At 51.9% G+C, this 24090-nt stretch carries 19 protein-coding genes; 10 read left to right on the top strand and 9 right to left on the bottom strand.

Annotation, left to right across the window (positions count from 1 at the left end; genetic code table 11):
• Positions 1-2: 2 nt before the first annotated feature.
• From QLH52_RS13020 to coaBC, 3 genes are read right to left on the bottom strand one after another with little or no spacing between them, the layout of a single operon-like run.
• Positions 3-2540: a phosphomannomutase/phosphoglucomutase gene (locus QLH52_RS13020; RefSeq protein ID WP_319961882.1), complete on the bottom strand. Its 2538-nt coding sequence runs from the start codon at positions 2538-2540 to the stop codon at positions 3-5.
• A gap of 15 nt (positions 2541-2555) precedes the next feature.
• Positions 2556-3011 (bottom strand): dUTP diphosphatase, encoded by a 456-nt coding sequence (dut, locus tag QLH52_RS13015; RefSeq protein WP_319961881.1) that lies wholly within the window; start codon positions 3009-3011, stop codon positions 2556-2558.
• Positions 2983-4194: a bifunctional phosphopantothenoylcysteine decarboxylase/phosphopantothenate--cysteine ligase CoaBC gene (gene coaBC, locus QLH52_RS13010; RefSeq protein ID WP_319961880.1), complete on the bottom strand. Its 1212-nt coding sequence runs from the start codon at positions 4192-4194 to the stop codon at positions 2983-2985. Before coaBC ends, dut begins: the two co-directional genes overlap by 29 nt.
• Positions 4195-4479: 285 nt before the next feature.
• Between coaBC and QLH52_RS13005 the strand changes: the two genes are divergently transcribed.
• The 3 genes from QLH52_RS13005 (at position 4480) to QLH52_RS12995 (ending at position 7798) form a co-directional block, all read left to right on the top strand.
• Positions 4480-5367 carry an NF038132 family protein gene (locus QLH52_RS13005; RefSeq protein ID WP_319961879.1) on the top strand — a complete coding sequence of 296 codons (888 nt, stop codon included), beginning with the start codon at positions 4480-4482 and terminating at the stop codon, positions 5365-5367.
• A 461-nt stretch (positions 5368-5828) separates the two neighbouring features.
• Positions 5829-6686 (top strand): transglycosylase SLT domain-containing protein, encoded by an 858-nt coding sequence (locus tag QLH52_RS13000; protein WP_319961878.1) that lies wholly within the window; start codon positions 5829-5831, stop codon positions 6684-6686.
• A 344-nt stretch (positions 6687-7030) separates the two neighbouring features.
• A complete protein-coding gene (locus QLH52_RS12995; protein ID WP_319961877.1) occupies positions 7031-7798 on the top strand; it encodes a diguanylate cyclase domain-containing protein in 768 nt (255 codons plus the stop codon).
• 15 nt (positions 7799-7813) lie between these two features.
• On the opposite strand, the gene ppa is transcribed toward QLH52_RS12995, so the two are convergent.
• Positions 7814-8359: an inorganic diphosphatase gene (ppa, locus tag QLH52_RS12990; RefSeq protein WP_319961876.1), complete on the bottom strand. Its 546-nt coding sequence runs from the start codon at positions 8357-8359 to the stop codon at positions 7814-7816.
• Positions 8360-8452: 93 nt separating this feature from the next.
• Between ppa and QLH52_RS12985 the strand changes: the two genes are divergently transcribed.
• The gene (locus tag QLH52_RS12985; RefSeq protein ID WP_319961875.1) at positions 8453-9247 is read left to right on the top strand and encodes a DUF2797 domain-containing protein; all 795 of its coding nucleotides are present in this window, start codon (positions 8453-8455) and stop codon (positions 9245-9247) included.
• A 51-nt stretch (positions 9248-9298) separates the two neighbouring features.
• On the opposite strand, the gene QLH52_RS12980 is transcribed toward QLH52_RS12985, so the two are convergent.
• From QLH52_RS12980 to dnaB, 3 genes are all read right to left on the bottom strand, one after another.
• Positions 9299-10498: a hypothetical protein gene (locus QLH52_RS12980; protein WP_319961874.1), complete on the bottom strand. Its 1200-nt coding sequence runs from the start codon at positions 10496-10498 to the stop codon at positions 9299-9301.
• A gap of 590 nt (positions 10499-11088) precedes the next feature.
• Positions 11089-12201, bottom strand: a complete 1113-nt coding sequence (alr, locus tag QLH52_RS12975; protein WP_101054248.1) for an alanine racemase — start codon at positions 12199-12201, stop codon at positions 11089-11091.
• Positions 12198-13592, bottom strand: a complete 1395-nt coding sequence (gene dnaB / locus QLH52_RS12970) for a replicative DNA helicase (protein WP_033159133.1) — start codon at positions 13590-13592, stop codon at positions 12198-12200. Before dnaB ends, alr begins: the two co-directional genes overlap by 4 nt.
• A 344-nt stretch (positions 13593-13936) precedes the next feature.
• On the opposite strand from dnaB, the gene QLH52_RS12965 reads away from it, so the two are divergent.
• The 3 genes from QLH52_RS12965 to QLH52_RS12955 all read left to right on the top strand — a co-directional run bounded on the left by QLH52_RS12965 (position 13937) and on the right by QLH52_RS12955 (position 16748).
• The gene (locus tag QLH52_RS12965) at positions 13937-15106 is read left to right on the top strand and encodes a LamG domain-containing protein (protein WP_101054251.1); all 1170 of its coding nucleotides are present in this window, start codon (positions 13937-13939) and stop codon (positions 15104-15106) included.
• A 22-nt stretch (positions 15107-15128) separates the two neighbouring features.
• Positions 15129-15692, top strand: a complete 564-nt coding sequence (locus tag QLH52_RS12960; protein ID WP_033159131.1) for a VPLPA-CTERM sorting domain-containing protein — start codon at positions 15129-15131, stop codon at positions 15690-15692.
• 366 nt (positions 15693-16058) lie between these two features.
• Positions 16059-16748 carry a VPLPA-CTERM sorting domain-containing protein gene (locus tag QLH52_RS12955; RefSeq protein ID WP_033159130.1) on the top strand — a complete coding sequence of 230 codons (690 nt, stop codon included), beginning with the start codon at positions 16059-16061 and terminating at the stop codon, positions 16746-16748.
• Between the two features lie 137 nt (positions 16749-16885).
• Here QLH52_RS12955 and QLH52_RS12950 read toward each other — a convergent pair whose 3' ends face one another.
• Positions 16886-18124 (bottom strand): HD-GYP domain-containing protein, encoded by a 1239-nt coding sequence (locus QLH52_RS12950; RefSeq protein ID WP_033159129.1) that lies wholly within the window; start codon positions 18122-18124, stop codon positions 16886-16888.
• Positions 18125-18476: 352 nt separating this feature from the next.
• Between QLH52_RS12950 and QLH52_RS12945 the strand changes: the two genes are divergently transcribed.
• The 3 genes from QLH52_RS12945 to QLH52_RS12935 all read left to right on the top strand — a co-directional run bounded on the left by QLH52_RS12945 (position 18477) and on the right by QLH52_RS12935 (position 23150).
• Positions 18477-19127 carry a PEP-CTERM sorting domain-containing protein gene (locus tag QLH52_RS12945; RefSeq protein WP_319961873.1) on the top strand — a complete coding sequence of 217 codons (651 nt, stop codon included), beginning with the start codon at positions 18477-18479 and terminating at the stop codon, positions 19125-19127.
• Positions 19128-19185: 58 nt separating this feature from the next.
• A complete protein-coding gene (locus QLH52_RS12940; RefSeq protein WP_319961872.1) occupies positions 19186-19860 on the top strand; it encodes a hypothetical protein in 675 nt (224 codons plus the stop codon).
• A gap of 191 nt (positions 19861-20051) precedes the next feature.
• Positions 20052-23150: an efflux RND transporter permease subunit gene (locus QLH52_RS12935; protein WP_319961871.1), complete on the top strand. Its 3099-nt coding sequence runs from the start codon at positions 20052-20054 to the stop codon at positions 23148-23150.
• A 91-nt stretch (positions 23151-23241) separates the two neighbouring features.
• Here the strand turns inward: QLH52_RS12935 and QLH52_RS12930 are convergent, their stop codons facing one another.
• On the bottom strand, positions 23242-24021 hold the full coding sequence (locus tag QLH52_RS12930) for a hypothetical protein (protein WP_319961870.1): 780 nt from the start codon (positions 24019-24021) through the stop codon (positions 23242-23244).
• Positions 24022-24090 lie beyond the last annotated feature (69 nt).

The raw sequence follows: 24090 nt of genomic DNA, 5'->3' as shown, positions 1-24090 counted from the left end.
AATTAAAAAGGTAGTTTGATATCGGGTTTGATTTGCAGCATCAGCTGCCTGAATTGAGCTTGAATACGTTGCATCGCATCCTGGCTATCCGCTTCAAAACGCAGGGTTAGAACCGGTGTGGTATTAGAGGCTCTGACCAGGCCCCAGCCGTCGGCAAATTCGACGCGCATGCCGTCGATATTGATGATCTTGCCGTCCTTAAACTTGGCCTGGCTGAATAGCTGTTCCACGAAGCGGATGCCTTCGCCTTCTACCATCGGCACATGCAGCTCCGGTGTATTGATACTATCCGGCAGTTCGGCAAATACGTCGCTACTGCTACGCATATCAGCAGACAGAATTTCAATCAGCCGCGCCGCCGCATATAAGGCGTCGTCGAAACCAAACCAACGGTCGTTAAAGAAAATATGTCCACTCATCTCACCGGCCAGCGCCGCCGTGGTTTCCTTGAGTTTGGCTTTCATCAGCGAATGGCCACTTTTCCACATCAACGGCCGACCACCGCGTTTGACGATTTGATCGTGCAAATGCCGGGAGCATTTCACGTCGTAAATGATCTCCGCTCCCGGTTTATTGGCCAAGACATCGCGGGCATACAGCATCATTTGCCGATCTGGCCAAATAATTTTGCCGCCGGAATCGACCACGCCAATTCGGTCGCCGTCGCCATCAAAAGCGACGCCTATATCAGCATCATAATGCTTCACAGCCTTAATCAGATCGCCCAGATTTTCCGGCTTGCTGGGATCGGGATGATGATTGGGAAAATTGCCGTCAATCTCGCAATACAACTCGATCACTTCGCAACCCATCGTGCGCAACAGAATCGGTGCCAGTTGTCCGGCCGCACCGTTGCCGCAATCGACAGCCACTTTCATCGGTCTAACCAAATGCACGTCGTCGGAAATCATGCCGACATATTCGTTGCTGAATAGGTTATTCAGCTCTATGGAACCCGGCGTACCTTCGCTAAAATCGCCGGCTTCGATACGTTTTTTTAATTGTTGAATCTTGTCGCCGGATAAAGTTTCACCGTTCAAAACCAGTTTCAGGCCGTTATAGTCAGCCGGATTGTGACTACCGGTAATCATCACACCACTGCGGCCTTCGCTGTGCTGGGTGACAAAATACAGCAACGGCGTCGGCACCAAGCCAATGTTTAATACATCGCAACCGGCTTCGGTAATGCCTTTTGCCAGCGCATCCGCCAAGCCGGGACTGGATAGCCGGCCGTCCCTGCCCATCACAATAGTCTTGATATTTAACTGCCTGGCCTCGCTACCCAAAGCCCGGCCGATCTTGTGCACCGTTTCCGGCGTCAAACCGCGTCCGACAATACCGCGAATATCATAAGTACGGAAAATATCGGCAAAAGACTCGCCTGCCGTCGGCGCAACGTTTGGCATCGCCACGGGTGCCGATTTCTCGGCGGGAGCCGCGACACTAAGCGGCGCCTGCTCGGCCACGCTGATAGGCGCCGTCCCCAAGCTGACCGGCACACTGGCATAGTGCTCGGCGGTTTTAGGCGACTCTTCGATAAAATCAATGTCGAACGACTCGTCGAAAAAATCGTACTCGCCCAATTCGTCAGGGACTTTACTCGGGCTTTTTTCTTGCTCCAGGATGCGTTTAAACTGCGCCAAAGTCGAAATAATCGGCCGCATTTCATCGAGTTGCACCGGATAGTGGCCAACCTGCTTGCCGGTCATCATGTCCTTGGCGGCTTTTAAAATACTGCTTTGATCGTGATGCAGATAATCGGCCAATTTACGATAACCGATAAAAAACGCCAAACAACCCAACAAAGCGGGGATCAATATAATGCAGGAAAATAAAATGATGTCATCGGTACTGGTGCCGCCACCTATCGACAACTCCAACGACCACCGGCTGTTAGTCAGCGGCATCACTTGCGGCTCCTCCGCCTTCAATTCCTGCATGCCGACACTAGCCAATACCGCCTGCTCTTGCTTGATCTCCACATAACCGTTGCCGACAGTAGTCTTGCTAATCAGCTGTTGCAATAAATCCGGCTTTAAACTAACCAAAATCACGCCAATCACTTGCTGGTTTTGACTGACCGCAGCCGTCATTGCCAAATGCCGATGCTCGCCCTCGCCTTGCACGAAGGGCTTTTGCTTGGCGGTCAGCGTGGCGCGCACCATTTCCAAATCGGCAAAGCCCATATTCGGCACTTGGCTAAGATCCGGCTCGCTGACCGTCGCTGGCAACAAGCGCACACGCAGCGCTTGTGGAATCGTATTCTGTAGCCTGGCAGCGACATTATCCAAAGCCGCTGGATTGTGGCTATCGCTGGCGAGTACCGCCACCACATCGGGCGCCTGCGCCAGACCGTCGATGACCCGCTGCAAGGTCTCGATCTGGCTGACAATGCTGACTGTCATGCCGCTGGCAATGGCCGTGGTACTGGTTTGCTGGGTTTCGCTAACCTGGGCCGCGGAAAACCAATAGGCGCCACCACCGGCCAATAACACCATCAGCGCCGCGATGCCGGCTACTATGCTAAATATGCGTCCCATCCGTCGCGACTCCGCTTAGTGCCGGCCGCTGTGTCCAAAACCGCCGCTGCCGCGATGGCTTTCGTCGAATTCGGCCACGCACTCAAATTCGGCCTGTACCACCGGCACAAACACCATTTGCGCGATGCGCTCACCTATTTCGACGGTAAATGCGCTATTGCCGCGATTCCAGCAGGAGATAAACACCTGCCCCTGGTAATCAGAGTCGATCAAACCCACCAAATTACCCAGCACGATGCCGTGCTTGTGCCCCAGGCCCGAGCGCGGCAGCAACACCGCCGCCAAATGCGGATCGTCGATATGAATGGCTAGGCCGGTAGGTATCAGGGCCGTTTCGCCCGGCTGCAAGGTCAAGGCCTGATCCAGACAGGCGCGCAAATCCAGCCCCGCAGAGCCGTGGGTAGCGTAGGCGGGCAAAGCAATCTCCCGGCCCAGACGCGGATCAAGAATTTTTAACTGGATTTTTTTCATGCAATTTCTCGGCTATCAGTTTAAGCAGCTGTGCGGCTAAGGTATGTTTATCGGTCATCGGCAGCATTTGTTGACCACCCGGCCAAAATACTTGCAAGGCGTTGCGATCACTCTCGAAACCGCCTTCAGCCTGCCCAACCCAATTCGCGGCGATCAGGTCCAGGTGTTTGCTTTGCAGCTTGTGTTTGGCGTAATTTTCCAGATCGTCGGTTTCCGCGGCAAATCCCACAACCAAAGGTTTTGGTTGTAATTCAGCCACCGCGGCAATGATGTCCGGATTTTTTACCAAGGCTATATTGCTGGTGTCGCCAGCCTTTTTTATCTTGCTGTCAGCCAGCTGTTGCGGCCGGTAATCCGCTACCGCCGCCGCACCAATGTAAATATCCGCCATCCGGCTATGCATCATCACTGCATCATACATTTGCAAGGCGGTTTCCACTGGAATAAGTTTGGCGCCGGCCGGCACGGCTAAGCTGACCGGGCCACTGACCAGTGTCACGTTGGCACCGGCTGAGAGGGCGGCGACGGCCAAGGCATAACCCATTTTGCCCGAACTGCGATTAGTGATGTACCGCACCGGATCAAGCGGCTCTCGCGTCGGTCCGGCACTGATGACTATGTTAATGCCCGACAGAAAACCGGGCTGCTCAGGCGCCAGCAGTTGCCGACAAATCTCGGCCGGCTCGACCATGCGTCCCAAACCTTGCTCGCCGCAAGCCTGCTCGCCAGCAGCCGGGCCGATGCATTGCACACCATGGCTTTGCAGCCTGGCAACATTCTCTTGGGTTACCGATTTACGCCACATTGCCTGGTTCATCGCCGGCGCGACCCATACCGGGCACTCGGCCGCAAGATACAAGGTAGATAGCAAATCATCCGCCAAACCATGCGCCATTTTCGCCAAGGTATCGGCGGTCGCCGGCGCAATCAGCAATAGGTCTGCCCAGCGTGCCAAATGGATATGGCTCATGGCCTGTTCCTGCTCGACATCCAGCAAGTCGCTATGTACGGCATGACCGCTCAAGGCCTGAAAGGTCAGCGGCGTAACAAACTGGCGGGCGGCTGCGGTCATCACTACGCGAACTTCGTGGCCTTGCTTCCGCAACAAGCGCACCAGTTCTGCCGCTTTATAAGCCGCGATACCGCCGCAAACCCCCAACAAAATTCGCTTGTTAATGTCCATACCCCCAGAAGATCAGTTCTTGGAATTATGGCAAACTCGACCTTTGATGTATAGGAACAGCTCATTTTGCAATCAGTCCGCACCGCCAAAGCTTAAACCTTAGATTCTAAAGTTGCTTTGCTGAAAACCGACCTCCTGCATTGAACCTTTTTGCCGCCACATGGAATACACCGCGAAATAAGTTTCGCCGATTAACCAGGCAAACAGCACGATCTAATGAGATTGGCGCGGCTTATTCATAAAAACCCTGAGCCTTATCCATAGACAGATTAAAAAGGTAAAACCATGAAAATTACGCGCACTCCCCTCATCGCCCTCAGTTTAAGCGGGGCGCTTGTGCTACCTACCGCGCAAGCTGCCAATATTTCCTTAAGCAATAACACCTGGACGGCAAGCGGCGCAGCTGGGCTGATTTACGGGGACAATACGGTCAATAACTCACCGACTGGAAACGCTCAGTTCGGTTACGTGTCGACATCCGGCGGTGTTTATGGTGTTTCGTCTTTGGTTCTGAGAGATGAAGGACGCGGCACCGAGAACCAAACCAATGGCTCGAAAATTCAATCGAATGCTTTCAGTGCCAATGCGAATGACACGCTGACTTTGCAATTCAATTACATTTCAACGGATGGCCGTGGTTATGACGACTACGCCTGGGCGCGCTTGGTCAATGCGGATACCCACAACACTGCCGCCTGGTTGTTTACAGCCCGCAGCACCAATTCCGCTAACGGTAATGTCGTGCCCGGTAATGTGTTGAATCGTCAGGTAGATAACAACTTACCGGATGAACTCGATGCGGTATTGAATGACGGTAACACCATTGGCTTTGCTGCGGCCGGCACAAGCTGGATACCGTTGGGTGGTTCAAGCGGCATTTGCTGGGATAACGCCAACACCTGTGGCCCGACCGGCTGGATTAAGTCCGCTTACTCGTTCACCGCAACCGGATCGTATTTTCTTGAGTTTGGGGTGATTAACTGGGGCGACGAAGCGTTTGATACCGCACTTGCTTTTGATTTTGGCGGACTACAGCAAGTGAATTTCAGTGGTGTCGCAATAATGCCGCCACCCTCGACGGTGCCGCTGCCTGGCGGCTTCCTGCTGATGTCTTTGGGCATGGGCTTAGTCAGCGCAATTTCTCGTAGGAGCAAATTTGCCGGCCAATCCTGAAAATTCCGCGGCAAGTCATCTTGATAAGAAATCAGGGGATGATTTTGTCTGCTCTGTACTAATGAAAACCGAGAGCCAAACCAGGCCCCGCGCCGGCAGATCCGCCACAACCACATCAAAAACAACAGTTTAAATCGCCGTAAAATCAACGCTGTGATATATTCGCGCCAGACTTACCTGCCCATATGGGCAATATAGCCTCAGCAAAACAGGCGGTATAGTGCGGACAACCTTGAAGCAGTTCCGGTAAAGCTAACACCCTCAGCGGCCCCGGAACTATTTCAAGGTTTGCCAACATCCTGCGGGATGCTATGAAGCGCAATTGCACGGAAACTCGGCCATATGGGCGATCAAGCACTTGCAATGTATACGGTAGCTGGAAGCTTGGAGGATTGACGCTTCAATCCTTTTCCGGCCGGGTTTAGAAGAGCCTAGTCTCAGCAATACAGAACGAGAATTTTATGACCTTGAAACGCCAATCGCTACTTGCCCTGTGCTTGAGCCTCACCACCCAAATCGCTAATGCTCAGGACGTAGCGCCGGTTAATCTGGAACAAATCCGCAAGACCGCTGCCGATTTCGAACACGGCCGCACTGTCAAACAAGATTACCATCAAGCTTTTGATATGTACTGCAAGGCCGCACTGCAAGGCGATGCCGAATCGGCTTACAGCATCGGCTTTATGTATTTCAACGGCCGCGGCGTGGCTCGCAGCATTCCGCTGGCCAGTCACTGGTTCAAACAAGCGGCAGAACACGGCGATAGCCATGCCAAGCAAATGCTGACCCGTTTCGGCGATGTCACACCCAGTGACGACCCCGCCTGCCAACCACCGACTCCGGAACCCGAAGTGAAGCTGGTCGCTGATCCCAATCCTAACCGCGAACGGGTAGAGGCTTGGGTAAAAGAAATTGCCCCCATTTACAGCATCGATCCGCAACTGATCATGGCGGTGATTCAAGCCGAATCGGCTTTCAACCCCAGCGCGCTGTCCGGTAAAAATGCCCAAGGCCTGATGCAACTCATTCCGGAAACCGCCGAGCGTTTTGGGGTAAAAGACAGCTGGAATCCCATTCAAAACATCAAAGGCGGCACCGCTTATCTACACTGGCTGCTAAGACATTTCGAAGGTAAAGTCGATTTGGTGCTGGCCGCTTATAACGCCGGCGAAGGCGCAGTAGAGCGCTATCAAGGCATCCCGCCCTATCAAGAAACTCGCAATTACGTTAAGCAAATTCTGGCAGCGTATCAGAAGCCGACCCATCCGGTACCGCCACAAGAATTGCAAAAAAACTTGGTTATCGAGCAAAAAACCTAAGTTACCGCCCCCCTCTCCAGCTATCCAAACCTGGGAATACGGTATTTCGTAATATTGACGAAATACCGTCTGCACTTAGACCCCATATCCCGCATTATCCAGCCTCTCTTCCATCTTTTCATTCCTGCCAAACTCCTTCAACAACAGGCAGTTACCCAACAACAGCTTTAAAACCCGCGCGTCTGGCACATGAATTGATCCAGTTAAGCCAACAAACCTCGGTTAACGAGATTTCCGGCCACTCAATTCATATGGGTTATTGTCATGAAATTTGATAATTCGATCTTCTCTAGCGCAGTGTTGACTACCATCGATTCAGCCGCTGACTTAATGGAGGCGCTGTGATGGATAACCGAATCAGAGTCCAGCAACATAAATACACTGTTGTTTCACCCATCGTCGCCCAGCGCTGGCTTAACCAAACACCGGTATGCGAAAGCGACAGCGAATGCTGTCAATTGAATCAATCCCGAGCCGAGCTTGCGGCATTGGAACGCGCCCTGGCGATTAGTCAGCAACAGCTGGCCGACGCCCGCCGACAAATCGAGTCGCTGAACGCCACTCGCAAAACCTTGGAACAGCAACTACTGGAAAGTAACGAGAATTACAGGCAAGCGCTGCATTGCGCACATCACGACGAGTTAACCGGCTTACCCAATCGAGTTTTATTACTGGATAGACTGCAACAGGCCATGGCCCAAGCGGATCGTCAGCAACGGCCGGTCGCACTATTGTTTATCGATCTGGACGAATTCAAAAACATCAACGACGAACTCGGCCACGCGGCCGGCGACCAATTACTGAAAGAAGTGGCGGAACGCTTGTCGGCTTGTCTGCGCTGCGGCGACACCGCTTGCCGTTACGGCGGCGACGAATTCTTGGTGTTGTTGGGTGAAGTCGATGCTGATCACAGCGTGGCGGCGGTGATAGAAAAAATTCAGTCCCAGTTGGCTGAAACTTGCAGCATTGCGGGCAAGCCGGTTGCTATCAGTGCCAGCATCGGCGCGGCCATCTATCACCACGACGGCCAAAGCAGTCTTGACCTACTAAACCGAGCCGATAGCGCGATGTACCGCGCGAAAAAACTGAAACTCGCCCAAACGATCAACTAACCACAGAACAACAGATTAGCGACGGCTGCTATGCGAGGTTTTATAGCGGCCGACACTATCTAAAATTTCCTGCCGCGCATCTTCAACCCCGCCCCAACCCTCCACGCAGACCCATTTGCCTTCTTCCAGATCTTTGTAGTGTTGGAAAAAATGGGTGATCTTGGCTAACTTGTCTGGCTGCAAATCCTTGTAATCGTTGACGTGATTGTAAAACGGCGTCAAGCGCGGCACAGGTACCGCCAACAGCTTGGGATCAGGGCCGGCTTCGTCTATCATTTTCAACACACCTACCGGCCGGCAATTGATCACGCAGCCACTCAGCAACGGTGCCGGCGTGATGATCATCACATCCACCGGATCGCCGTCTTCGGACAAGGTTTGCGGAATGTAGCCGTAATTGCAGGGATATTGCATGGCGGTGCCCATGAAGCGGTCCACTGTCAGAGCGCCGGTATGTTTATCCACCTCGTATTTGACCGGATCGCTGAATGCGGGAATCTCGACCACCACATTTATTTCAAACGGAATATTGCCACCCGCAGCAACTTGCATGAATGACATCGAATCCTCTTTGAGTACGCTGGAAACGCTGTCATTATAGCTGCCGTTATTCAGCTATCGGGATTAAATCAAGTGTTAGGCAGTCTGCAGAAAATGACCAGCGCGTTGGCCGCGCCAGTGCAATACCGCTTGCCGGTCGGCGAGCAGGCAATCGAATTGAACCCGCTGTTGGGTAAAAAACTCACGCTACGTTACACCGGCCAAATCTTTTGTGTGCATTGCGCGAAAAAAACCAACAAAAGCTTCAATCAAGGCTATTGCTACCCGTGTTTCATCAAACTGGCGCAATGCGACATGTGCATCATGAAGCCGGAAACCTGCCACTACGCCGCCGGCACCTGCCGCGAACCCAGTTGGGGCGAAGAGTTTTGCTTTCAACCGCATATTGTCTATCTAGCCAACTCTTCCGGCATCAAAGTGGGCATCACCCGCCAATCGCAAACCCCAACCCGCTGGATCGACCAAGGCGCGGTGCAGGCCTTACCCATTTTTAAGGTCGCTTCCCGCCATCTGTCGGGTTTAATCGAAGTCACTCTGGCGCAACACGTCAGCGACAAAACCAGCTGGCAACAAATGTTGAAAAACAACGCTGCGCCCTTGGATTTGCCGGCCATCCGCAACGGGTTACTCACCGAATGCGCCGAGCAGTTGCAAACCATCGCCGCGCAATTTCCCCACACTCCGCCGCAGCTGCTCAGCGATGCCGAACCGCTAACGCTCGACTATCCGGTGCTGCAATACCCCAGCAAAGTGAAGTCGTTTAATTTCGATAAAGAGCCATTAGTGTCCGGCATTTTGGAAGGCATCAAAGGCCAGTATTTGATCTTCGACAACGGCGTAATTAATATCCGCAAATACTCGGGGTACGAAGTGGAAGTAAGGGTTTGACTGGAATAGGCTGGTTCCTACCAAGCTCAATGTGTTAATGCGATAACTTGTTCAGTCAAAGTCTCCATCTGGATCAACAAAAGGTCTAACTTTGCTTTCTATGAATTGATTAGGTTTCCATCCAGAAAATAATTTGTCTAAGAAGAAACTATCACCTGCGGAGATGGCTAATCCAGAAATAGGCTCTATTGCACCTACGCTAGATCCGACAACATATCGCAACACCTTTCCTGGTGCACTGCTCAGCCACCCCTGTGCCGTAATATCTTCTAGATAACCAGTTATTAGAGATTCATCTGGTGATTTGCCTTTAAGCCAGTTTTTAAACTTTTTTGCAGATGATAGGAGTTCAAGAAACTCTTCAAATGATCGTTTCTTTTGATTGATTACCTCAACAATACTTGGACTTCCCTTAAGAGTTATTTCTTGAAAATCACTAATTGCGGAACGGTCAAGTTGAAACCTATGAAGGAGATAACGCTGTCGTAACTGAATTATTTTAGACTCTGTCTCGGATGTGTAGAAATCGCCTCCATAGTGTCCGGCAAATATGACTCCCATTGATGCATTAAGTAGCTCACTCGTGATATGGGCAGGAGTATATTGTCCCGCATTTTTATCTTTTGCTTGTTGGATAGTAGAGATCAAATCAAAATCAAGATTTGTAGCGACGCTAAATGTTTCACCATTTGGAATCACACGAAAGAAAAAGTTACTGGATAAAGAGTGTTGCCCAAGGAGATGTTGTGCAACAACTTTTGAAGCCTCTGCAACGTATGCATTCTCAAATAAATCAACTCGGGCAGCGGAAATTAACCCTCCTTTTATAAAATAATCGTCGCCTAATTTTTTATAACTTACACACTTACGAAACTTTTCTACGAAAAACTTTACATCTGATTTATTGTAACCATTACTTTCAAGCATAGCTTCAAGTCGTTTTTTTCGAGAGGGAAAAACCCCAATATCTTGGTGTCCTGTGAGCATGAAGGATACGAGTGAATATTCAGGTCCAGCAGAAGTCTGCTCAGTGCGTGTTCCTGTCATTTCATCGATGTATGTCGTTCGGATATCTGGTAAAGACAGTAATTTCAATACATTACGCATTCCTATGTTTTTAATAAGACCAAAAAGGCTTGAATGATCTAAAACAACATGAACACTTTGATAAAAAAGCAATGCTTCCGCAATTTCACCTATAGAAATTCCCGGACCATCAAGTGAACGTTTCAACACAACTCTTTCAAACATACAAGGTTATCCCTTTTCTATGCTGTTAAATGATAAATCAATAGTTTTACAGTGCGGTCGCACCAAGGAAAACAAGCTCTAATTGGCGATCACGTAATCGGAGGAACGTAAGCTTTTAAACGTGCAATTACGCAAGCTAGACTAACCATGACTAACAACCAACCTAGCTCCCAGCAGCGACAAGTTTAAAAGCCCCGCCTTCCCGAATAATTTTCTCAAGCCAACGCTTGAAAGCACTAAAGTTCGGCATTTTAAGCCCCTCTCGCCAACAAAGCCTCGCCACTCTGCCTCGGATCCAGCGCATTCTTCTGCCAAGCTAGACGATGGCCGCTCGAAGCTAAAATATTCTCTCTCTGATCTGCAGCGATTTAGCATATAACTCGGCCAATCAATAAAAAAGCCTGAATCGCCGAGAAAATAACTCAGTCGTTCAGGCTTGCAGCTCGATGCGTGGACTACCGATCTTTAGGCCAGAGCCTCATCACTCAAAAGCGCCTGCAATCTAAGACTTGCCTGGACATAAATGCAGGCAAAATTCGGCAATCGACCAAACAACCTCCGATTTTCGCTTTGCAACTGAGCCTTACAGCCTAATCCAGCCTACGCTCGATCACCTGCACCCGCTGCGTAATTCCGCACAACAAAGTATACGGAATGGTTTCCGCGTAACGGGCGATTTCTTCCACCGGCAAGCCGTCGCCCCACAAGGTTACCGGATCGCCGGGTTGCGCATCCGGCAGTTGGTTGAGATCAACGGTGATCATGTCCATGGATACCCGGCCAATTAACGGCACCCGTTGGCCGTTTACCAACACCGGCGCGCCGCTCTTGGTGTGGCGGTGGTAGCCGTCGCCGTAACCGATGGAAATTACGCCCAGTCGAGTTGCGGTTTTGCATTGCCAGGTACCGCTGTAACCGACCGTTTCGCCTGCGGAGACATCCTTGACCGCGATCAGCCGTGAATGCAAACTCATCACCGGCTTTAAACCAAAATCCGCACCGGTTTTACCGGCAAACGGCGAGCAGCCATAGAGCATCAATCCCGGTCTCACCCAATCGCTACTGCGGTCCTGAGCGGTGCCGAAACGGACATTCGGCCAGCCGATAATCCCTGCGGAATTGGCGATGCTGCACGCGCCGGGATAGTCTTTGACCGCGTCGTTGAACAAATCGATTTGCCGGCGGGTTTTATCGTCCAGCAAATCGTCGGCATTGGCAAAATGGGTGATCAGATTGATCGGTTGCTCGACCCGCGCGCAGCCCAACAGTTGCTGGTAAGCATCATTGAAATCGGCGCCTTTAAAGCCCAAGCGATTCATGCCGGTGTCCATTTTCAGCCAGACAGCAAGTTTGCCTTCGGCGTCGGCTTGCTGCTGCAGAATGGCAATTTGCTGCGGGGTATGGATCACCGCCGCCAATTGATACTTCAACAACTGCAACAACTCATCGACGCAGACAAAGCCCTGCAATACGGTGATGGCTTGTTTAAATCCAGCTTGCCGCAGCCTGACGCCCTCGTCCACCCGCGCGACCGCAAAACCATTCGCCGCTTCCAAAGCGGTGGCTACCCGCGTCATGCCGTGGCCGTAGCCGTTGGCTTTGATCACCGCCATGATTTTTTTGTCCGGCGCGTAACGCTTCACTTGGGCCAAGTTGTGCCGCACGGCTTCCAAATCCAGATGCACAAAAGCCGCAGGCGTCATTCGTAATCCTCGGGGCCGTTATAAACGCCGGCAAAGTTTTCGAAACGGGTGTATTGGCCCAGGAAAGTCAACCGCACCGTCCCCAAAGGTCCGTTCCGCTGCTTGCCGATAATCACTTCGGCGATGCCTTTGTCCGGGCTGTCTTCGTGGTAGACCTCATCGCGATAAACGAAGATGATCAAGTCGGCATCCTGCTCAATCGCCCCGGACTCGCGCAAGTCCGACATCACCGGCCGCTTGTTGGGGCGCTGCTCCAGATTCCGATTCAACTGCGACAGCGCGATCACCGGTACATTGAGCTCCTTGGCCAGCGCCTTCAAGCCCCTGGAAATATCGGAAATCTGCTGCACCCGGTTATCGCCGCTTGCAGGCGATTGCATCAACTGCAAATAGTCCAACACGATCAGGCCCAACTGACCGTGTTCGCGGGTCAAACGCCGGGCGCGCGAGCGGACTTCAGTCGGCGTCAAGGCCGGCGTGTCGTCGATGAACATCTTGGTTTCCGCGAGCAGATTGATCGCCGAAGTCAAACGCGGCCAATCGTCGTCGTCCAATTTGCCGGTACGGACTTTATGCTGGTCAATGCGGCCCAGCGACGACATCATCCGCATCGCCAAGGATTCGCCCGGCATCTCCATACTGAACACCGCAACCGGCATGCCGCTTTTCAGCGCCACGTTTTCAGCCATATTCATCGCAATCGTGGTTTTACCCATCGATGGCCGGCCAGCCACGATAATCAAATCGGCGGGCTGCAAACCGGAGGTTTTTTCGTCCAGATCGGTGAAGCCGGTGCTGGCGCCGGTGATGTCGCCATCGAGTTCGTAGAGAGTTTCGATTTTATCCACGGCCTTGGCCAGCAAGGATTTGATCGAGCTAAACCCGCCCTGCCCACGTTGGCGCTGCTCGGCGATTTCGAAGACCTTGCGTTCGGCATTTTCGAGCAAATCGGCAGTTTCCCGGCCCTCAGTGGTAAATGCCGAATCGGAAATCTCGGTACCGACATGAATCAATTGCCGCAAAACCGAACGATCCCGGACGATGTTGGCGTAGGCGACAATATTCGCGGCGCTGGGCGTATCGCGCGCCAGCGTACTTAAATAAGCCAAACCGCCCACATCCTGCAATTCGCCGGTCGTTTCCAGCACCTCGGACAAAGTCACCACGTCGAACGGGTCCTGCTTCTCCGCCAACTGGGCGATAGCACGGAAAATCAATCGATGATCGCGGCGATAAAAGTCGGTCTCGACCACCTTATCGGCAACCGAATCCCAGGTTTGGTTATCCAGCATTAAACCGCCCAGCACCGACTGCTCGGCCTGAATGGAATGCGGCGGCACTTTTAGGGATTCGACGGCTTGATCGGGGGTGAAATAGTAGTCTTCGGACATGGCGGAGAAGGGTTGTCAACAATAGCCGCGGATTATACCCGGCTATGCCCATAGCGGCAGCGCCGAGCGCTTTGACGAATGCCGGTAAATCAAACAAATCAACCCTAAATGTCATCAAGCCACAGAATTAACTCACTAGTTATCGATTGCCTAATTACCTTATATTTCGTACCATAAATTTTGGCGCCTCTCCTGGCTTTTATCGGCTTGTTGCCGGCCATGGCGCTTCGCTCCATCCTCTTTTCTTACAATAATTCTAACTATTCGCCTGCCCTACCCAGCTAACCGACACCATAAACGGGTTGCGGCATATTGTATTTCTTGACTCCCTAAAGGAGGATTCTATGAACGGAATTAAACGCAAAACCCTATCTGCCATCGCATGCCTGGTGGCTTTGCTCGGCTTGCTCAGCCCTGCAGCCCAAGCTGAAACCGGGAATGTGGTGTTATGGAACAAATTGGGCAGTGATGCTGAGATTGCGAATAGCGAAGTGGGGCCTGGAGGCCAAAAAACAGCTGGGCATTTCGCGCCAGGCCCTTTTGCTAATTTTGGTCAGTCTTTTGTGAATGACGTTGGGAACTCAAACGTGTTTGCCTTAACTTTTCCTGCCACATCCGTTGTGTCAAAAAGTAAGGGAACAATAGAATTCTGGGCAAAACTCAGTAATTTCCCAAGTAACTTTTTTGATGCAGTGACTATGATTTTTTACGTGCCTCCACCTAGTTTGCCGGTATTTCATTGGAGAATGGGGTTTGGGTCTAATAACGGCTGTGGTGGCTTCGGCTTTTACGGGACAGTAGGGGTCGCAACTAATAGCTTTTGTAGTGGGCTAGTGGATACTGCAACCCAATCCGGAACATTAGATAGCATTCTTGGTGACCGTTCAGCCTGGCACCATTATGCGATGGTATGGAATGAAACAGGTATTGCGCAATTTGGTGGACGTAAGCTTTATCTTTATCTTGATGGAAACCTTGTTACAACACAGCGCTACCATGATGCCTCACCATGGGGTGCCATACCTGATGGCTCACGCCTTGCTCTCGCCTACTTTTACAATATCTCAGGCGCTAGTGTTGCAATTGACAATTTAATTGTCTGGGACGATGTTAAAACGGACTTTTCTGACCGGTTTATAGAAAACCCAGTGGGTTGTGGAGTAGGTGATCTTCCTGAGTTGTTTGCATCTATCACCGCTAAATCGGGTACTCAAACTGAACGCCAATGGACTATCACCCTGTCAAACAAGAGCGGATGTATCGCCGAAAATACCCAGATCGACGGCTTAACCCTTACACAAACTTCCGGAGCCGCTTGTAACCCAGTCATTACAAGTCCCTTATCCTTTCCGTTAGGCGTCGGCAACATCCAGGCAGGGGCTAAAGTGAGCGGCACCACCACAATCAATTTTAGCGGTTGCCCAAATAGCGCCAGATTTAAAGCTGTCATCCCGTTTAGCAGCAATAACGGCGAAGTAACCGGATCGAAAACCTTAACCAATCAATTCCGCTAGACCTTAATAAGGAGATATTCTGATGATCAAACAACTTATCCTGTTAGCCAGTTTGCTGTGTATTCTTCCCTCTAGCCAAGCAGCGACCTCATTACAATTAGAGCCGACAAACGGCTTAATCGAAGGCGATGCGGGCGATACCGTGGGCTGGGGCTTCCTGCTCACCAACACGCAAAACTACCTCGTGGTGACCGGTGCGGAATTTCAGTCCTCTACCTCCCCAGGTATATTCACGGACTTTATCAGCGCACCCGAAAATTTCTTCGTTGTGGGACCGGGCTTTGGCGCCAGCACCGTCTGGGGGCAGACATTCGATGCCGCCAGCCAAACCGGCGTAGGTAGTTTTAAAATTGCTGACAACGCCGCGCAGGGCACCGTCTTTGGCCAAATTGTACTGACTTACGATTTATTCACCCGCAGCCCGTTTAATCCCTTGTTCGATCCTGACACCGACACGCTATCCAACGGCAATGTATTAACGGCAAATGCCTCGATCAATATCACGACCGTGCCGTTACCTGCAGCCGCATGGCTGTTTGGCGCGGCATTGGCGGGACTGGGATTTATCGGGCAACGCCGCATCTGAGAGGACTCAAAATAAACACCGCCTGCAAAATTGAGGCGGTGTTTTCGCAAAATATTCTCGGCCGCCTCTTTAAGCAAATGAGCGGGCAATTCGCGCTTTGTGATACCGCTTTCAGATCTGTGAGTTGTTCTTATTGCCCAACAGTCGACTCGGATGGGAGGTAATCCATACCGCACCTGAGCGATCCCGCTATCCAAGCACTCCGCCCAAACCGTCCGCCATGACAAAATTGTCATGGCACGAACGGACAATTAAACGACGTTACATACCCGGTTAAACTGCTCACCAGATGATTTGCCGCACACATCCTGTTCTGCGTCCAATCACCTCCGATAAATTTCCATTCATTACTTCTGGGTACTTGCTATGAAAACGCTGTTTACTGCTTCCATCCTATTATCTTCGGCCCTATTCACTTCCTCCGCCTTTGCGTCGAATGGGTTTGAACACGAACATGAACACGACAATCAGTCAGAACACGGTAGCTGCGGCAACCAGGCATCTTGCGATTTGGAAAAACTGAGCCTGACGTTATCAGGCGGCAGCAACGGCACGCTAATTTCGAAAGCCGACAACATTAGCAGCAACGATAGCTACACCCTTAACTTCAACTATCAGCTGGACACCACCTTTATCAACAGCGCTCTGCTGAAAATATGGTTGCGTGACGACTCAACATCGGCCGACGACTCCATCATCTTAAATGGCCTGTTAAAAGACAAAAACGAATACGCTCGTATAACATCGATTAACGGCTCCAACGTTTCCACGAGCTGGACCGAAGTCGATGGCTACAAACAATATATCAGCTTGGATGTTAGCGATTTTCTTTCCAAAACCGGCTTCGCTTCATTGACGGCCGTATTGGGCGTGAAGGATTATGGTAGCAAAGATTATTTTTTCAAAGCGGCAGAGCTCTATGTTGAATATTGCCTGGACAACAATGGCGGAAGCGGTCCCATTACCGCGGTCCCGGTGCCGGCAGCAGCTTGGCTGATGGGTTCCGGCTTACTCGGTTTGATAGGTTTTAATACCAGAAAACAACGCCAAGCGTAATCAGCCATTTAGCTCGCTGTCGCTAAAAGCCGGAGGCCTAAAGATGCCTCCGGCTTTTGTGTTTTCGGCTTCGAGCGAATATTTTAAAAGGCCCAGGCCTGGATGTCGCGGACAAGCATAGCCCTTTGGCCGCCGGTTTAATCCATCGAGTAATTGCCTTGCGCCAATTCGTAATAAAAGTCCGCATTCTCGATCAACTTGGCAACCACCTCGCCATCCAAAACCCCTTCCGCCACGCGCTGCCTGAGGTGCTGGATAATGTCAGCCAGTAACATGCCCTCGCGATATGGGCGGGACTGGGCCAAAGCCTGAAAAATATCGGCCACACTGATAACCCTGCACTCCAACTCCAAAGACTTGCCGATGGTCTTGAACGGATATCCTTCGCCACGCAGATTTTCATGGTGCAAACCCGCCCATTGCGGAATTTTGGAGTCGGTAAACACCCGTTGCAAAATTCGGTAAGTATCGTAACTGTGACGCTGCATGCAGGCCCGCTCTTCGGCAGTTAAGCTGCCTGGTTTGTCTATGATGTCCTCGGAAACCCGCAATTTGCCGATGTCGTGCAATAAACCGGCAATTTCCACCTGTTCCAGATCGCAGCCGGTCACACCCAAATCCAATGCCAATTGTCTGGAGATCTGCGCAACCCGTTCAGAATGCTGCTCGGTGTACGGGCTTTTCGCATCCACCACTCGCGAAAACAGCCGCGCCATTTCCCGCAGCGAAGGATAAGTCAAGTCTACCGTCGGCAAATCACGCCCCAATTCGCGTAAATCCTCATCCAGATAATCCGGGTCCATCGCCAGCCAAAACGCCTGACTTTTCGCCAGTTCCGAAAATGCAGCCAACAGCTCAGGCGCAAACAGCGATCCCGAATAACTCAGTAAGCGCTCCACTATTTTGGGCGCGGCCACCAAAATTTGCTCGCTGGCCAAATACGGGGCTTGCAACACGTCAATCCGATCAGCCAGAAACAACAGATTCGCACGCAGCTTTATCCGGGGCACCAGCGGCAATTCAACCAATTGCTCCCAGCGCGTGTGATGATAGCGGATCTCCTCCGCCAGATAGGCCAGCGGCGGGCAGGCTTGCAAGTATTCCGCACCGCGTAAACAATGCGCCTCCGCACCGTCCCACTCCAGCGATTCGGTCAAATGCCTATGCTCGCGAACCTTTGCCACCCCGCAATCGTGCAGCATACCGGCGTATAGAATGCTTAATCTATCAACAGCCGACCAATCGAGCTTGCCGGCAATGTGCCAAGCCATCATCGCGACCCGCTTACCGTGCTTGACTTCGTCGATACCGACTAAATCCAGCGCACAACTCAGGGAGATAATGGAGCGGTGCAAATCGATATGTTGGCTATCCATGAGGCTGAACTCCAGATTGAAGGTGTTAGTACGATGCTATCGCACTTTGAAAGGATCGGCAAAGTATCGGAAACATTCCCACTCACTCACCAAGACCACAAGCAGCAACTGCGCTCATTATTAAATGCCACGCATGACAGCACCATGCCATCCTGCCAAATCTGTCGTAACCTCTGCCCCGGCTGTCAGCAGCTCAGCTGAAAAAGCGCTACCAAATCACATTTAAATAATTGATTGGATTAATCTAAATTAAGTTGGCATTACTAATGCTTAGTTAGAGTGACGCACTATGCAACCCAATGGCTTGCACGCGAATCACTTATCTTTCAGCCACTGACAAAAAGGAATCGACATGAATGCTGTAATGCCGAAAATGCCCTTATCCGGATTAATCCTGATTTTAGCCTTCTTCACTCAAGCCGCCGAGTCGGCAACAGTGATCGATAATTTTGCCACCCGTCAGTCCACTACAAACACAGTCAATGGCCCAGTTAATGTATCCGGATCTGATCTAAGCAATTTGCAACGAACCTTAAATTCCAGCCCTACCCCTGGCGGTACCACCAGAATTTTTGTAGAAGACGGCTTGTTAACGGTCGGTAACAGCAGCAATTCAACCGGCACCGCCAGTATCTTTTACAACTTCGCTGCGGTCGATTTCACTACTTTCGCTAACGCGATATTGCTGACGACAGAATCTAGCGACGCCAGTTACCAAATTCAAATGATCGCCAACGGTACTTCGCTGCTAAGTTTTCAGAACTTGACCAGCGTTGCAATCGGTTCACCCAGCACTATTAGATTTGATTTCTCACAATTTTCGAATCCTGCGGCTTTCAAGAACCTAAACAGTCTGGAGCTGAAATTGCGCGGCACCCATGCCGCGTGGGACGCTGACTTCAGCCAGTTATCAACAGTCCCGGAACCTTCCGTCACCGCTTTATTGATCATAGGCGCTTTGGGCATTGTCGGCGGCAAACGCCAAAAACTAGTAGCCGCTTAACGCCTACCGTCAAAATTTTCTGATTTCCAAACTTCAATTCTGCTCACGGATAACTCACATGAATGCTAAACATTTTCACAAAAACCTCGCGCCTTTGCTGCTAAGCCTGGGCTTAGCGCTATCCGGCCAAAGCCAAGCAGGCATATTGACGCTTGATAATTTCAGCCATGCTCAAACCGCATTCGACGACGGCAGTAGCGCAGGCTCTACCAGCGATACAGTGTCTGCTCTTACCGGCACGGACCTGAGTAATGCCTCAAGGACCTTTATCGCTCAAGCCTCGGGAACCGCCTCAGCCAACACCACGGAAATCGTTTCCGGCGGCAACCAGCTGATCATATCGAATGATGGCCGTTCGGCCGGTGGCGCTTCCATTCTGTGGAATTTCGATCCGCTCGATTTAACCGCTCACGGCAACGGCATCCTGCTGGAGGTGTTGGCAATCGATCTGGGTGTCAACGTGGAAATGGTAGCCAACGGCAGCTCAAGTTCCGGCATCAAAACGTTTACCAGCAACAATAATTACTTGGTAAGTTTCAGCGACTTTACCAATCCTGCGGTATTTGCCAGCCTGCATAGTTTTCGCTTGAACTTCACCGGCCCGACAAAATGGGATGGACAGTTCAGACTATTAACCACCACAACCCCAGTTCCTGTGCCGGCAGCCTTTGGCTTAATGGGTTCGGCATTATTGGGCTTCATCGCCTTGTCTCGCAAAAAACGGCTTTCCTGATTCTCAAAAAACCGACAACGCTCACCTCCGCCACTAGCGCGGAGGCAATCCTTTAAGCACCATTCCGTTCGAAAGTCACCCACAGCTTAGCCTTCTTTCTATCCGCACAGCCAGGAAAGCTGCGTATCAACATGGACCAATCCTGACCGACAAGGCACAATAGCCCGCTATTTCACCCCTTCTCGCCGCTCATGCTCGCACTTTTGGTCCGCTTTTCCATTCGTTATTCCGGCATCGTCGTGGCCCTGGCGCTACTGCTGTTCGTTTACGGCGGTTATCGTCTGGCTAACGCCGGTCTGGATATTTTTCCGGAATTTTCGCCCAAACAAGTCATCATCCAGACCGAAGCCCCCGGCCTGGCTGCCGAGCAAGTGGAAGTGCTGGTGACTCAGCAAATCGAAAAAAGCGTTGGCGGCTTAATTGGATTGCAAACCTTACGCTCGCAATCGATTCAAGGTCTATCCATCGTCACCGCCACCTTCAACGAAACTAGTGACGTATACCGCAACCGGCAATTGATCAGCGAACGGCTGGACGGCCTTAGTCAGCAACTGCCGCCTGGCGTGGGAATGCCGATTGCCGTGCCCTTGTCTTCTTCGTCGGCAACAGTATTGACGATAGGCATCAGTTCGGACAGCAAGACCTTGATGGAACTGCGCGGCTTGGTGGATTGGAGCTTGGTGCCACGCCTACTGGCGGTACCTGGCGTGGCCGATGTGAATGTATTCGGCGGCGACATTCAACAACTGCAAGTGCAGTTACAACCGGCGGCTTTGCAGCGTTTCAATCTCTCAATAGACGACATTGTCAACGCAGCAGCCGGGGCGGCGGAAATGAACGGCGCCGGTTTCATCGAAAACGCCAACCAGCGCTTTACGCTACAAATCAGCGGCCAGCCGGTCAATCCCGAGCAATTCAAGCAACTGATCGTCAAACGCCAGGAGGGTATGAATATAACCTTGGGCGATGTCGCGCAGATCGGTTATGGGCCGGAACCGCCCATCGGCGCGGCGCAAATCATGGGTAAACCCGGCATCGTGATGATGGTGATCGGCCAGTACGGCGCCAATACCTTGTCGGTGTCGCGGCAGGTCGAGGCCGTGTTGGAAGAGTTTCAACCCATCTTCAAGCAACAGGCCGTGGATTTCTACTCGCATTTATTCCGGCCGGCGGATTACATCGAAACCTCGGTGCATAACCTGTCCGGGCATTTACTGATCGGCGGTCTGTTCGTACTGGTTGTGCTATATGTGTTCTTATTCAATCTGCGTAGTGCCTTCATCGCCGCTACCGCCATTCCGTTGTCGCTGCTGACCGCCGCGCTGGTGCTGCTGGAATCTGGCGTCAATCTGAATATCATGGTATTGGGCGGGCTAGCGATTGCGCTGGGCGAGGTGGTGGACGACGCCATCATCGACACCGAAAACATCTTTAGACGCCTACGCGAAAACCGCTTAAAAATCTTTCCGGATAGCGCGGAAACGGTGATTTATCAGGCTTCGCTGGAAGTTCGCGGTTCGGTGGTTTATGCCAGCTTCATCGTGGCTTTGGTGTTTGTGCCACTGCTGACGCTGGACGGCGTCAGCGGCCGCTTGTTCGCGCCGCTGGGCGTGTCGTATATCCTGGCGATTTTAATGTCCTTGCTGGTGGCGCTAACGCTGACACCGGCTCTATGCCATTTAATGTTTCGCAACAAGCTGCCTGACGACAGCGATCCGCCCGTGTTACGCCGGCTTAAACCACTGTATGCCAAGCAATTGCTCTGGGCTATCAGGCATTTCAAAACCGTGGCGATGATAGGCGCGCTTGCCTGCCTGATCGGCGTAGCCGCCTTTCTACGATTGGATCATAAATTTCTGCCGGAATTGCGCGAGGGCCATTTCATCGTCCACACCGCCAGCGTACCGGGTACTTCGTTGCAAGAATCCATCCGCGTCGGTAGCTTACTCACCGAGCAAATCATGGCGATTAACGGCGTCGAGTCGGTATCGCAATGGGCCGGCCGCGCAGAACGCGGCGCCGACACTTACGGCAGCCACTACAGCGAATACGAAGTACGCTTAAAGCCATTATCCGGCCAAGAACAACAGCGGGTGCTGGACCGCTTGCGCGAGGTTTTGGAACAATTCCCCGGCATCAATTACGAAGCCAATACGTTTTTAACTGAACGGGTAGATGAAACCATTTCCGGCTACACCGCGCCGGTGGTCGTCAATATCTACGGCAACGATCTAGCCGAACTGGACCACAAGGCACAGCAACTCGCAGCGCTGATCAACACCATCCCCGGCGCGGAAGACGTGCAGTTGCGCTCACCGCCAGCCACGGCCTTGTTGCAAGTCGAGTTGAACCTGGAGCAATTAAAGTTTCGCGGCATCAGTCCGGCGCAAGTGATGACCGCCCTGCAAACCGCTTACGAAGGCCGCATCGTTGGCAAAAATCTGCAAGGCAACCGGATTTTCAATGTGGCGGTAGCTTTGGCGCCTGAATGGCGCAGTCAGCCGGATTACCTGGCTCAGCTGCCGTTGAAAAACACGGAAGGCCAGCGGGTGTTGCTCGGCGAGGTCGCGGAAATCCGCCACGGCGAAGGCCGCTATAACATCCTGCATCAAGGCGCACAGCGCATCCAGACCGTTACTTGCAAGGTGGAAGACCGGGATATGGACGCCTTTATGATCGAATTGAAACAGCGCGTGCAAAACGAGCTCAGCTGGCGCGACGGCAGCTACCCGGAGTTCATCGGTGCGGCGCTGGAACAGGCCAAAGCTCGCGAGACGCTGATCATCCATGCTGTGCTGGCCGGCGCCGGCGTGTTGATTTTCGTGTTCATCGCCTTGGGTAGCCTTCGGCATATGCTGCTGACTTTGCTAAACCTGCCCTTTGCCTTATTGGGCGGCGTGGCAGCGGTAGTCATCACCGACGCCACGCTGTCGGTGGGTTCCTTCGTCGGCTTCATCACCTTGTTCGGCATCACTGTGCGCAACTGCATCATGCTAATTTCGCATTACCGGCATTTGATTGAGCTGGAAGGCCAGATTTGGTCGACGGAGACCTTGATTCGCGGCGCCCAGGAACGCCTGCCGGCCATCCTGATGACCGCACTGGTCACGGCACTAGCCATGCTGCCGATTGCGATAGGCAGCGACAATCCGGGCCGGGAAATCATGGGGCCAATGGCAGCCATCATCATTGGCGGATTGGCTTCGTCGACCATGTTGAACTTACTGCTGTTGCCGGCAATTTTGCAGCGTTATGGCCGGTTTGAGGTGGCGTTTGAGAAACAGGTTTGACGACGCCAGACAAGGTGAGACGTGGTCTCGCCCGGCCTGATCAACTAGGGAACCCGCCTTGCCGATTGAACGATGGTTAAACCTACAACCGTTAACGGCGCTTAATTGGTCTCAGAGTCAGCAATCCCAGCAAACCACTGCCAAACAGCCAGGCAGCGGCCGGTAAGGGCACTTGGCCAACGTCACCCGGTTTATCGGATGCAGCGATCACAAAATTATCCAGCGCTGCATAACCGCCTTGTAACTCATCGATTTGCAATATCACGTTGCCGTTGGTGTTCCCTGTAGCGTCAAGCGCTATGATGTGGTTAGTCCAATCGAAAGTGTTCTTAAGTGCCGTTGCGGTTCCGGTTACATCCGCAAAACTTAACAATGCTCCCCCAGTTACGCCTGTACCGCCGCCGGGATTGTCAAAAAGCGAGAAACGAAACACCGGCGCGACGCCTCCCGCAGCGACAAAAGGGCCACCCCATCTATCCAAATCTATCGAGGACACATCCATCTGAAAATTCAGATATTTGTGTGTTCCAATATTAAAGGACAGACCTAGAAGATCGTTCTGAGCACTCGAAAGCATGCTGATAGCATAGTTTCCCGCCCGTGCTTGCGGGTCGAGAAACCCGGTTCCCCAAGCCTGTGTGCCGCCAATTTGCAATGTTTCCACGGTAAAGGTTTGAGCAAACTGGAAACCGGCCGGCTGCCCACCATAAAGGGCGTTGATCGGATTATAAATATTGACATCACCGCTATCATTAACAAATGCGCCGGCATTGGGATTTTCGAAGTCTTGGGTATAAAGCGTGGTTGCGGCATAACCGTCGGAATATGGGATACACGCGAAAAACAGGCCTGATATTAATAGTTTTTTCATTGGTCCTCTTGCTTTCATAATCGCCTCGCTGAGTAAGGTTTTGTCATAACGTTCTCCAAAGTGACGAGT

The organism is Methylomonas defluvii, assembly GCF_033949435.1.
Taxonomy (GTDB): domain Bacteria; phylum Pseudomonadota; class Gammaproteobacteria; order Methylococcales; family Methylomonadaceae; genus Methylomonas; species Methylomonas defluvii.
The sequence above is the reverse complement of the archived record's forward strand: the minus strand, read 5'-3'. Positions and strand labels throughout refer to the sequence as shown.

What these genes read in the sequence shown, in the direction of transcription:
- QLH52_RS12985 (WP_319961875.1), top strand. Translation starts at nt 8,453, where the DNA reads ATGACCAGCGCGTTGGCCGCGCCAGTGCAATACCGCTTGCCGGTCGGC.
- QLH52_RS12995 (WP_319961877.1), top strand. Translation starts at nt 7,031, where the DNA reads ATGGATAACCGAATCAGAGTCCAGCAACATAAATACACTGTTGTTTCA.
- QLH52_RS12940 (WP_319961872.1), top strand. Translation starts at nt 19,186, where the DNA reads ATGAATGCTAAACATTTTCACAAAAACCTCGCGCCTTTGCTGCTAAGC.
- ppa (WP_319961876.1), bottom strand. Translation starts at nt 8,359, where the DNA reads ATGTCATTCATGCAAGTTGCTGCGGGTGGCAATATTCCGTTTGAAATA.
- dut (WP_319961881.1), bottom strand. Translation starts at nt 3,011, where the DNA reads ATGAAAAAAATCCAGTTAAAAATTCTTGATCCGCGTCTGGGCCGGGAG.
- QLH52_RS13000 (WP_319961878.1), top strand. Translation starts at nt 5,829, where the DNA reads ATGACCTTGAAACGCCAATCGCTACTTGCCCTGTGCTTGAGCCTCACC.
- QLH52_RS13005 (WP_319961879.1), top strand. Translation starts at nt 4,480, where the DNA reads ATGAAAATTACGCGCACTCCCCTCATCGCCCTCAGTTTAAGCGGGGCG.
- QLH52_RS12950 (WP_033159129.1), bottom strand. Translation starts at nt 18,124, where the DNA reads ATGGATAGCCAACATATCGATTTGCACCGCTCCATTATCTCCCTGAGT.
- QLH52_RS13020 (WP_319961882.1), bottom strand. Translation starts at nt 2,540, where the DNA reads ATGGGACGCATATTTAGCATAGTAGCCGGCATCGCGGCGCTGATGGTG.
- QLH52_RS12935 (WP_319961871.1), top strand. Translation starts at nt 20,052, where the DNA reads ATGCTCGCACTTTTGGTCCGCTTTTCCATTCGTTATTCCGGCATCGTC.
- QLH52_RS12945 (WP_319961873.1), top strand. Translation starts at nt 18,477, where the DNA reads ATGAATGCTGTAATGCCGAAAATGCCCTTATCCGGATTAATCCTGATT.
- alr (WP_101054248.1), bottom strand. Translation starts at nt 12,201, where the DNA reads ATGACGCCTGCGGCTTTTGTGCATCTGGATTTGGAAGCCGTGCGGCAC.
- QLH52_RS12980 (WP_319961874.1), bottom strand. Translation starts at nt 10,498, where the DNA reads ATGTTTGAAAGAGTTGTGTTGAAACGTTCACTTGATGGTCCGGGAATT.
- QLH52_RS12930 (WP_319961870.1), bottom strand. Translation starts at nt 24,021, where the DNA reads ATGAAAAAACTATTAATATCAGGCCTGTTTTTCGCGTGTATCCCATAT.
- QLH52_RS12965 (WP_101054251.1), top strand. Translation starts at nt 13,937, where the DNA reads ATGAACGGAATTAAACGCAAAACCCTATCTGCCATCGCATGCCTGGTG.
- QLH52_RS12955 (WP_033159130.1), top strand. Translation starts at nt 16,059, where the DNA reads ATGAAAACGCTGTTTACTGCTTCCATCCTATTATCTTCGGCCCTATTC.
- QLH52_RS12960 (WP_033159131.1), top strand. Translation starts at nt 15,129, where the DNA reads ATGATCAAACAACTTATCCTGTTAGCCAGTTTGCTGTGTATTCTTCCC.
- coaBC (WP_319961880.1), bottom strand. Translation starts at nt 4,194, where the DNA reads ATGGACATTAACAAGCGAATTTTGTTGGGGGTTTGCGGCGGTATCGCG.
- dnaB (WP_033159133.1), bottom strand. Translation starts at nt 13,592, where the DNA reads ATGTCCGAAGACTACTATTTCACCCCCGATCAAGCCGTCGAATCCCTA.